Origin of the sequence: Solirubrobacter soli DSM 22325 (genome assembly GCF_000423665.1) — a bacterium.
Taxonomy (GTDB): domain Bacteria; phylum Actinomycetota; class Thermoleophilia; order Solirubrobacterales; family Solirubrobacteraceae; genus Solirubrobacter; species Solirubrobacter soli.
Map to the genome: position 1 here is coordinate 21,259 of NZ_AUIK01000041.1, position 9,558 is coordinate 30,816.

The 9,558-nt window shown below is 72.9% G+C and carries 9 protein-coding genes; 5 read left to right on the forward strand and 4 right to left on the reverse strand.

Features of this window, described 5'->3' with window-relative positions; all coding sequences use genetic code 11:
- Nucleotides 1–106 precede the first annotated feature (106 nt).
- Together G569_RS0128540 and G569_RS52280 are read left to right on the forward strand one after the other, a co-directional pair.
- Nucleotides 107–3,949, forward strand: a complete 3,843-nt coding sequence (locus tag G569_RS0128540) for a beta strand repeat-containing protein (RefSeq protein WP_028065960.1) — start codon at nucleotides 107–109, stop codon at nucleotides 3,947–3,949.
- 25 nt (nucleotides 3,950–3,974) lie between these two features.
- On the forward strand, nucleotides 3,975–4,745 hold the full coding sequence (locus G569_RS52280) for an HpcH/HpaI aldolase family protein (RefSeq protein ID WP_037499908.1): 771 nt from the start codon (nucleotides 3,975–3,977) through the stop codon (nucleotides 4,743–4,745).
- Here G569_RS52280 and G569_RS0128550 read toward each other — a convergent pair.
- A complete protein-coding gene (locus tag G569_RS0128550; RefSeq protein ID WP_028065961.1) occupies nucleotides 4,729–5,166 on the reverse strand; it encodes a hypothetical protein in 438 nt (145 codons plus the stop codon). The genes G569_RS52280 and G569_RS0128550 overlap by 17 nt on opposite strands.
- A 91-nt stretch (nucleotides 5,167–5,257) precedes the next feature.
- Here G569_RS0128550 and G569_RS61590 point away from each other — a divergent pair, with 91 nt between their 5' ends.
- Genes G569_RS61590 through G569_RS59125 form a run of 3 tightly spaced genes read left to right on the forward strand, consistent with a single transcriptional unit; the run spans nucleotide 5,258 to nucleotide 6,613 of the window.
- Entirely contained in the window at nucleotides 5,258–5,683 is a 426-nt protein-coding gene (locus G569_RS61590; protein WP_084285701.1) for a GFA family protein, read from the forward strand.
- A 31-nt stretch (nucleotides 5,684–5,714) separates the two neighbouring features.
- Entirely contained in the window at nucleotides 5,715–6,149 is a 435-nt protein-coding gene (locus G569_RS0128560) for a YeeE/YedE family protein (protein WP_028065962.1), read from the forward strand.
- A complete protein-coding gene (locus G569_RS59125; RefSeq protein ID WP_157592379.1) occupies nucleotides 6,146–6,613 on the forward strand; it encodes a DUF6691 family protein in 468 nt (155 codons plus the stop codon). The genes G569_RS0128560 and G569_RS59125 overlap by 4 nt, the downstream gene beginning before the upstream one ends.
- On the opposite strand, the gene G569_RS59130 is transcribed toward G569_RS59125, so the two are convergent.
- The 3 genes from G569_RS59130 to G569_RS52300 form a co-directional block, all read right to left on the reverse strand.
- Complete coding sequence (locus G569_RS59130) at nucleotides 6,530–7,444, reverse strand: SdiA-regulated/phytase-like domain-containing protein (protein ID WP_169542264.1); 915 nt, start codon at nucleotides 7,442–7,444, stop codon at nucleotides 6,530–6,532. The genes G569_RS59125 and G569_RS59130 overlap by 84 nt on opposite strands.
- A gap of 233 nt (nucleotides 7,445–7,677) precedes the next feature.
- A complete protein-coding gene (locus G569_RS0128575; protein ID WP_028065963.1) occupies nucleotides 7,678–8,577 on the reverse strand; it encodes a carbohydrate kinase family protein in 900 nt (299 codons plus the stop codon).
- Nucleotides 8,578–8,591: 14 nt separating this feature from the next.
- The gene (locus tag G569_RS52300) at nucleotides 8,592–9,194 is read right to left on the reverse strand and encodes a hypothetical protein (RefSeq protein ID WP_037499916.1); all 603 of its coding nucleotides are present in this window, start codon (nucleotides 9,192–9,194) and stop codon (nucleotides 8,592–8,594) included.
- Nucleotides 9,195–9,558: the final 364 nt, after the last annotated feature.

A 9,558-nucleotide genomic window follows, 5' to 3' on the forward strand; every position in this document is an offset into this window, starting at 1 on the left:
GCCATGGTCCGCATCGGGAGCAGGGCGCACATCAGGGAATCCCCTAACGCGCGAACCCGTCGAAAGACATTGACGGGCGTGATCGGCGGCCAATACGGTCGGCTTAATGACAGGGAGAGTCCTCGCGCTGCTTGCGCTGGTTGTTTCGTGTGCCTTTCCGGCCGCTGCCGCGGCCGATGTCGTACCGGTCACCTCGGGGTCCACCGTCGGGGGTGCCGCCACCACACTTCTGCCGCTGACCGTTCCCGCGGGCAACGACCGCTTCCTCGCCGTCGGCATCTCGACCGCCTCGAACGTCACCGTGTCCTCGGTGACCTTCGGCGCGCAGGCGCTGACCCGGGAGCAGCAGGTGACGTCGGGCGGCGTGCGCTCAGAGACGTGGCGGATCGTCGCGCCGAACACGGGGACCGCGAACATCACCGTGACGCTCTCGGCCGCCGCGCCGATCGTCGTCGGCGCGACGTCCTTCGCCGGCGTCGACCAGTTCAACCCGGTCATCGTCAGCGCCTTCGGCAACCAGGACCAAACCGTCTCCAACTCGGCGAGCTTCGTCACCAACGGCACCGTCGCCAAGGACGGCATGTTCGGCACGATCGCGGTCAGCCCAGCGGCGCAGACGGGCGCGATCACCAACCAGGGCTCGGTCGACCTCGTCGTCGCCGACACCCGCTGGTCGACGGCGTCGGGCACGATCCGTGGCGCCGGCTCGACGCGGATCGGCTGGACCGGCGCGAACATGTCGGCGAACTCCGGCATCGTCTGGCGCTGGACGAACGAGGGCGTCGTCGCCCCGTACGCGTTCACGTGGCTCGCGCTGAAGTCGACGACCGGGAACACGCCCCCGGCGGTCAACACGCCCACGGCGACCAACATCACCCAGACGACCGCCACGCTCGGCGGCAGCCTCGGCTCGACCGGCGGCCAGTCGATCACCGCGAAGGGCGTCGTCTACTGCCAGTGCGCGGATCCGGTCATCGGCGGCGCGGGCGTGAGCCAACTCAACGCGGCCACGAATGACACCACCGGCCCGTTCACGGTCAACGCCTCAGGCCTGACCGCCTCGCGCACCTACACGTACAAGGCCTTCGCGAGCAACGCGCTCGGCACGAGCTACACGAGCGCCGCCACCTTCAACACGCTCAACCAGGCCCCGACCGCGAACGCCGGCGGCCCGTACACCGGGAGCGAGGACAGCTCGATCGCACTCAGCGGCTCCGGCACGGACGCCGACGGGGACCCGTTGACCTACTCGTGGGACGTCAACAATGACGGCACGTTCGGCGACCTGACGGGCGCCACCCCCAACCTGACGCGGGCGGTGCGCGAGCAGTTCGGGATCAATGACGGCTTCAACGGCAAGACCTATCCGATCCGTGTGCGGGTCTCCGACGGCAAGGACGCGACGACCTCCGCCGCGGTCAACTTGACGCTCGGCGACACCGTCCCCGACACCACCGTGAGCAACGGCGGAGCCGTCAACGAGGGATCGACGGGCACCGTGGCCTTCGGCGCCGTGACCGACCCGTCCTCCGTCGACACCGCCGCCGGCTTCCGCTACGCCTACGACTTCAACAACGACGGCACCAACGAGATCGGCGGCAGCACCTACGCGACCTCGGTCACCGCGACCTCGGCGACGGTCCCCGCGTCGTTCCTCAACGACGGCCCGGGCACGCGCACGATCGGGATGACCGTCTTCGACAAGGACAGCGGCGGGCACAAGTACACGACCGCGATCACGGTCAACAGCGTCTCGCCGACGGCGACGTTCGCCAGCGGCGTCGGGTCGCCGATCGCCGAGAACACCCAGGCGGCGGCCGTCTTCAGCAACCAGCAGGACCCGTCGTCGGCCGACACGGCCGCCGGCTTCCGCTACGCCTACGACTGGGACAACAACGGCGCGTGGGACGTCGGTGACGGCACCTACGCGGGCAGCTCGACCGCGTCGTCGATGACGATCCCGGCGCAGTACCTGCGCGACGGTCCCGCCTCGGTCACCGTGCACGGGGCGATCATCGACAAGGACGGCGGCGTGAACGAGTACCGGTTCACGATCGTCGTCAACAACACCGCACCCACGGCGACCGCGAGCAACCGCACGGTGCAGGAAGGCCAGACGGCGAGCGTCGGGCTGGCCGCCGCGAACGACTCCCCGGCTGACGTGGGGTCGCTGCGTTACATCTACGACCTCGACGACAACGCCACCGACGACACCGCCGGCGTCACCTACGCGAACGCGTCGACGGCGCTGACGGCCAACGTCCCGGCGGCGCTGACCGCCGACGGCCCCGCGACCCGCACGATGCGCATCCGGGTGATCGACAAGGACGGCGGCTCGAACGTCTACACCGAGACGGTCACGGTCACCAACGTCGCCCCGACCGGCACGCTGGCCAACCGCACCGTCGACGAGGGCACGGCGATCAGCATCGGGCTGACCGGCGTCGCCGACCCGGGTGACCTCGCGACGGTCCGCTACGCGTACGACGTCAACAACGACGGGGTCGACGACACCGCGGTCACCTACGCGAACGCGACCACCGCGACGACGTTCCCCGTGCCGCCCGCGCTGACCGCCGACGGCCCCGCGACGTTCGTCGTGCGCGTCCGGGTCATCGACAAGGACGGCGGCTTCACCGCCTACAACGCGACGATCACGGTCGCCAACGTCAAGCCGACCGCGAAGCTCGCCGACGTGACGGTCGACGAGGGGAAGGTCGCGACCATCGGGGCCACCGACGTCGTCGACCCGGCGGACGCGGCGACGGTCCACTACGTCTATGACGTCGACGGCAACGCGACCGACGACACGGTCGGCGTCGCGTACGCCGAGGGGGTCACGGCGACCACCGCCCAGGTCCCGGCCAACCTGACCGCCGACGGCCCGGCGACGGTGCCGGTGCACGTGCGGGTCGTCGACAAGGACGGCGGCTCCAACGTCTACACGGCCGACGTGCACGTCGAGAACGTCATCCCGACCGCGACGCTCGCCGACGTCACGACGGTCGAGGGCACGGACGCCACGGTCGCCTTCACCGGCGCCGACGACGTCTCCGCCGCCGACAAGGCAGCCGGGTTCACGTTCGAGTGGGACGTCGACGGCGACGGGAAGTTCACCCCCGGGACGGGCAGCGTCGTCGTGCCCGCGCCCGACGGGCCGGACAGCAAGACGATCGCGGGCGCGATCATCGACAAGGACGGCGGCCGGCATGCCTACACGGCGAAGCTGACCGTCACCAACGCCGCGCCCACGGCCAAGCTCACCGGGCCGGACGCGGTCGGCTCCGCAGGTGACGTCACGGTCGGGATCGAGGTCGCCGACGTCGGCGCCGACACGCTGACGTCGGTGCTCGACTGGGGCGACGGGACGACGCAGACGATCACCGGCACCGACACGAAGTCGGCGGATCACAAGTACGCGTCGGCGGGCGAGAAGACGATCACGCTCGTCGCGACGGACTCCGACGGCGCCAAGAGCGCCGTGGCCACCCACACGGTGTCCGTCGCCGCCGCGCCCGCCGCCCCCGCGCCGCCCACGACGGTCACGCCGGAGTCGGCCAAGCAGGCGATCACCGGCGTCAAGATCACGCCGCGCTGCCTGCGGGCGGACGACCTGCGGGCGAAGATCGCCAAGCAGCAGACGATGAAGGTGCGCTTCTCGCTCGCCACGGCCGCGCCGGTGAAGTTCACGCTCCAGCGCCTGTCGGGCAAGGGCGGCGCGTCCAAGTGCCCGCCCGCCCGCGGCGTCAAGCACCCGGACGGCAAGCGCGTCCCGGGCGTCTACCGCCCGTTCACGAACAAGAGCGTGAACGTCGGCAAGGGCGCGAACACGGTCACCGTGGCCGCGACGGGCAAGAAGGGCAGGCGCCTGGCCCCGGGCACGTACCTGCTGATCATCGAGTCCGGCGGCGTGAGCGCCCGGACGAAGTTGTGGGTGTTGGCGGGGTAGTCCCGGCGAGTACCGTGCGGGGTCTATGACCCCGCACGACACGACGATGAAGGCGCGCCTGGCGGCCGGCGAGACCCTGTTCGGGACGTTCCTGACGCTCGGGTCCCCGTTGGCCGCCGAGTCGCTCGGCCTGGTCGGCTTCGACTGGCTGCTGGTCGACCTCGAGCACGGCGGCGGCGACGAGTCGCAGCTGCTCGGCCAGCTGCTGGGCGCGCGCGCCGCCGGGGTGCACGCGCTCGTGCGGGTCGAGTCCGACGTGCGCGGGCGTACCGCCCGCACGCTCGACCTCGGCGTCGAGGGCGTGATGTGCCCGCAGATCAACTCGGTCGAGCAGGCCGAGGCGTGGGTCTCGGCGCTGCACTACGGCCCGGCGGGCTCGCGCGGGATCGCGTTCTTCCACCGCGGCGCGCGGTTCGGCACCGAGCCGGACCCGGTTGCCGCGGCGCGGGAGCGGACGCTGGGGATCGCGCAGATCGAGTCGCCGGAGGCGGTCGAGGCGGTCGAGGGCATCGCGGCCGTCGACGGGGTCGACGTGCTCTTCGTCGGGCCGTCGGACCTGTCGTACTCGATGGGGATCTTCCGCGAGTTCGACCACCCGGAGTTCCGCTCCGCGATCGAGCGGGTCGTCGGCGCGGCTTCCGCGGCGGGGAAAGCGGCGGGGATCTTCCTGACCGCGGTGGATCAGATCCCGGCCGCGCTCGCGGACGGGTTTCGCATGATCGCGCTCGGCTCCGACGGCACGTTCATGATGAAGGCGGCCGCCGAGGCGGTCGCGGCCTTCAGGCTGAGGTCTTAGGCGCCGGCGGGGTGAGCGCGACGCGCATCGCGTCGGCGCAGAGGTCGCCCAGCGGCCACAGCAGCCCGCGGGTGAGCGCGAGCGGCTCGCGGTCCTCCTCGCGCATCCACTCGGCCTCGTCGCGCGACTCGACGAAGTAGGTCAGTGCGTCGCGCCACGCGTTCAGGCGGGCGGGGCGCATCACCAGCGTGCTCACGCCGGGGCGCAGCAGGAGGTCTGAGAGCTCGTCGGCCAGCGCGGTCAGCTCGCGCAGCTCGAGCACGTCGTCGATCGACAGCTCGGCGTTGCGGAAGCGCTCGCCGCTGAAGGCCTTCACGGCGTGCGCCGACGCCGCGATCTCCTCATCCGGGAGGTCGAACACCGCGAGGACGACGGCTTCGCCGTCCAGGCCCTGCGTGGTGTCGATTCGAGCGTTGTGCATCTTGTAACTACGGTATCGGCCGGCTTGGAGTTCAGGTTGATCGCTTGCTACCCGTTAGTTAAGTCTACGTACCAAGCGTAAGCTGCCGCGTATGCCATCGCCCGAGGCACCGCTTCACGGGTCCTGCGCATGCGGGGCCGTCGAATTCGAGGTCACGGCGGATTTCACGACCGCCGGCTACTGCCATTGCACCCGCTGTCAGCGCCGCGCCGGGACGCCGTGGTCGACGAACGCGATCTTGCCGGCGGCGGGTGTGAGCTTGCTCACAGGCGAGGGTGTGCTGCGCACCTGGCGACCGGAAACGGGGCTGCCGAAGTCCTTCTGCGGCGTGTGCGGTGGCCACGTCTGGTCCGGCGAGCCGGGAGGCGACGGCGTGGTCGGTGTGCGGTTCGGGGCGCTGCATGGCTCACCGGGAATCGCGCCGCGGTGGCGCCAATGGATGTCCTCGTCGGTCGACTGGGCGCCGATCCCGGACGACGGGCTGCCCCGCTTCGACGGTCCGCGCGAGATTGATTAACCCGTAACCCGATCAGGTATCCTGCCTTGCTGTGCACCAGCAACTGGCGTGGTACGTGGGCGGGCCCGTGCTCGGGCTCTGCGTGGTCGCGATGCGGTGGCTCTTGAATGAGCGGCTCGCGGCGACCGGCGCGTGGACGAGCGCCGTCGAGCGGCGGCTCGACACCGGCGGGTGGTTGCTGATCGGGCTCGTGCTCGGCGGTCTGGTGTTCGGGATCTTCGGCGCGGGCTTCGACGGCTACGGCTGGTTGACGGAGACGTTCACGGGCGGCGCGCGGTGGGTGATCGTGCCCGTGCTGGTCGTCGCGGGCGCGCTGATCGGGTATGGCGCCAAGACCGCGGGCGGGTGCACGTCGGGCAACGGGCTCTCGGGCAACGCGATCCTCTCCCCCGCCTCGCTGGTCGCGACCGCGACGTTCTTCGGGACCGCGATCGTCGTCAGCTTCGTGATCGAGGCGTTGACGTGAGGCGCGCTGCCGCATTGGCGGTCGGCTTCGTGTTCGGCCTGACGTTGTCGTGGTCGGGGATGACGGACCCGAACGTGCTCCGCGACGGGCTGCTGTTCCGTGACTCCTATCTGTTCCTGTTCTTCATCTCCGCGCTGCTGACCGCGTTCGTCGGGCTGCGGGTCTTGAAGGTGCTGCAGGCACGCGCGGTGCTGACCGGCGAGCCGGTCTCCTGGACCGCGGTCGCGCCCGAGCGCCGGCACGTCGTCGGCTCCGTGATGTTCGGCGCCGGGTGGGCGATCGCCGACGCGTGCCCGGGCCCGATCGCCGCGCAGCTCGGTCAGGGCGTGTTCTGGAGCGCCGCGACCGCCGCCGGTCTCGTGTTCGGCGTCTGGCTCTTCCTACGGCGCGCCGTACCGGCGCAGGACCGCGTTCGCTCCTTCGGGCACCGTGTAGAACGCACGCCCGTCGCGAGTGAGGGCTAGCGACTCGCCCTGGCCGTCGCGGAGCAGGTCCGCGCCTGCTGTGCACGGCTTGCGCTTGAGCGCCCGGGCGAGTGACTCGCCGGTGCGGCGCGTGTAGACGAACGCGCGGTCGTAGCTGCGCAGGACGATCGTGCGACCGTCGCCGGAGACGTCGCCGGCGGTGAGCGGCTGGCCGATGCCGAGCTTCAGTGTCGCGCGCTTCTTCAGCACGCCCTTGGTCGCGACGTACACGCCCGCGACGCCGCCGGCGTCCTTCGTGACGACGACGATCGCGCCGGACCTGGGGTCGACGAGCAGCGTCTCGGCGTCGTGCGCGCCGTCCGCGTAGCGCAGGTCGATCCGTTCGGCCTGAACGCTCGGCCCCTGCGGCTCGGGGAACCGGTAGACGGTCACGTTCGATCGCTGCGCGAGGTTGTCGCCGATATCGCCCACATAGAGCGTCCGGTTGCGGATGGCGATGTCCTCCCAGTCGATCGCCTCGGCGCCCGTGACCGTGACCTCGCGTTCGAGACGCCCGCGCCGGTCGAGCGCGAACAACCGCGGCGTGTCGCCGGAGTCGTTGTGCGTCCAGAACGTGCCCGACCCCGACAGCGCGAGCCCGGAGAGCTCGGTCGCTCCGAGTGCGTCGACCCTGCCGACCTTGCGCACGTCGAGCTGCGCACAGAGCGCGGGCGGAGCGGGCGTGGCGCGTGGGGTCGCGGTCGTCGCGGGCGTGTCCGCGGGCGGTGGCGAGGGTGCGTCCCCGCCGCCGCACGCCGCGACGGCGAGCGAGACGCACGCGAGCGTCGACATACGCGCGTAGAGCGCGAGAAACTCGACACTCGCGCGCACCCACGTCCCGCCACCGGGCGCCGCCGCGCCACCTCGCGCCGCCGCGCCACCTCGCGCCGCCGCGCCACCACGCGCCGCCGCGCCACCACGCGCCGCCGCGCCACCTCGCGCCGCCGCGCCACCTCGCGCCGCCGCGCCACCTCGCGCCGCCGCGCCACCTCGCGCGGCCGCGCTGCCTGCGCGGTCTCGCCGCGCCGGCCCGACCCGTCGCGCCATGCCGCGCTCCGTGCGGGTCAGGCGACGCGTTCGTGGCCGGGCGGGTGCGGGAGGCCGCGCTGGACGCCCTCCTCCATGAACTCGCCGAGGTGGGTCGCGCCGGCCGCGCCGGTGGGGACGCGGACCGAGAGCGCGGCGTACAACGCCGCCCAGCGGAGCGAGTCGTCGACGCTGAGGCCGGAGGCGTCGCCCCACGCCCAGGCGGCGACGAACAGGTCGCCCGCGCCGGTCGTGTCGATCGACGGGCCCACGTCGTAGCCGGAGACGGTGACCACGCGGCCGTCGATCGCCGCGACGGCGCCGTCGGCGCCCAGCGACACGACCGCGATCTTCACGCGCGCGCCGATCATCTCCGCCGCCTCCTGCGGGGTGGCGGCGCCGGTCAGCACGAGCGCCTCGCGCTGCTCGATGAACAGGCCTGTCGCGCGGGAAGCGGCGCCGGGGAGGCGGCCGGCGAACGCGCGGGCGTCGTCGTCGCCGACGGTCACGTACGCCCGGGTCCCGGCGGGGACGACGTCGAGCTGGCTGAGGCCGGTGATGACCGCGCGCGGGGAGAGCGCGGCGACGTCCGACGCGCGCGCCCGGACGCCCGGGTCGTAGGTGACCATCGCGCGCTCGGGACCGAGTGGCATCACGACCGTGATCGGCGTGCGGGCGCTGCGGGCGCCGGCGAGCTGGATGCCCTCGGCCTCGAGCATCGGGGCGATCAGGTCGCCGGCCGCGTCCTCGCCGAGCGGCGCGGCGAGCGCGGTCGAGAGCCCGAGCCGCGCGGTGCCGAACGCGGTGATCGCGCCGCCGCCCGGCGTGCGCACGAGATCCCCGGCGAAGCGCTCCTCGCCAAGCCGCGGCAGGCCTTCGAGACCCACGAAGGTCATGTCCATGAAGACGGGGACCGCCACGACCACATCGACGCTCATCGACCGGAACTCTGTCAGGTTGCGCGGCGTCGGGCCAGACGACCGATTGGTGAATTGTCGATCGCCTCGCCAACGGTCCCGAATGCGACACCGAGGCGCGCGCCCGCTCGCCCCGCCCGGCCGTCGTCGGCGGGCGCGATCGCCGCCTCCGGGTCGCGCCCCATCGCCGCCGCGGCGGCCCGCCCGCGCTCCTCGAGCACGGCGAGCTGTCGCTCCCACGCGGCGAACCACTCGGCGGTGTCCGCATCCCCGCGCGTGCGCGCCAGCTCCGCGACATAGCCGAGCAGCGTCGTCACGTGCTGCAGGTCGAGCAGGGCGGTCCGGAAGGCCTGATTGCGTTCGAGCAGCAGGTCACTCACGCCGCGCGCGCCCGCCAGCCGTGCCCCGACGGCCTGCGCCGCCGGCTGGCCGTGGAGATCGTGCGCGTCGCCTACGCGCTGCTCGAGCCCGGCCAGCAGCGCGCCGGCCTGCGACGCCCCCTCGGCCAGCACCTCGACGTCATCGAGCCGCCGCGCGAGCTTCCCCCAATGGCTCTGAAGCTGCCGCGTCGTGGCGTGGAGCTCGCGGTACGCGCGATGCTCGGCCGCGTAGAGACCGTTCGGCGTGAGCTCGGACATGCCGGCCAGGCTACCCGGCGGCGCGGGGCGAGCGGCGGGGGGCCGCGGGGAGAGCGCCGCGGCGCGGCCCCGCGGAGCGGCGCGGGCGCGCGGAGCGGCGCGGGCGCGCGGAGCGGCGCGGCCCCGCGGAGCGGCGCGGGCGCGCGGAGCGGCGCGGCCCCGCCGAGCGGCGCGGCCCCGCCGAGCGGCGCGGGCGCGCGGAGCGGGGCGAGCGGCGTGGCGCGGCGCGGGCGCGCGGGGGGGCGCGGACCCGCGCGGGGCGCGCCGGCGCGGCGTCAGAGCGCCGCGGCGAGCGGCGTGCGCGCGAGCCGCTCGCCGAGGGTGGCCAGGCGCTCGACCGGCTCGGCGCTGAAGACGAAGCGCA

What these genes read in the sequence shown, in the direction of transcription:
- G569_RS0128540 (WP_028065960.1), top strand. Translation starts at nt 107, where the DNA reads ATGACAGGGAGAGTCCTCGCGCTGCTTGCGCTGGTTGTTTCGTGTGCC.
- G569_RS61590 (WP_084285701.1), top strand. Translation starts at nt 5,258, where the DNA reads ATGCCATCGCCCGAGGCACCGCTTCACGGGTCCTGCGCATGCGGGGCC.
- G569_RS52300 (WP_037499916.1), bottom strand. Translation starts at nt 9,194, where the DNA reads ATGTCCGAGCTCACGCCGAACGGTCTCTACGCGGCCGAGCATCGCGCG.
- G569_RS0128575 (WP_028065963.1), bottom strand. Translation starts at nt 8,577, where the DNA reads ATGAGCGTCGATGTGGTCGTGGCGGTCCCCGTCTTCATGGACATGACC.
- G569_RS52280 (WP_037499908.1), top strand. Translation starts at nt 3,975, where the DNA reads ATGACCCCGCACGACACGACGATGAAGGCGCGCCTGGCGGCCGGCGAG.
- G569_RS0128550 (WP_028065961.1), bottom strand. Translation starts at nt 5,166, where the DNA reads ATGCACAACGCTCGAATCGACACCACGCAGGGCCTGGACGGCGAAGCC.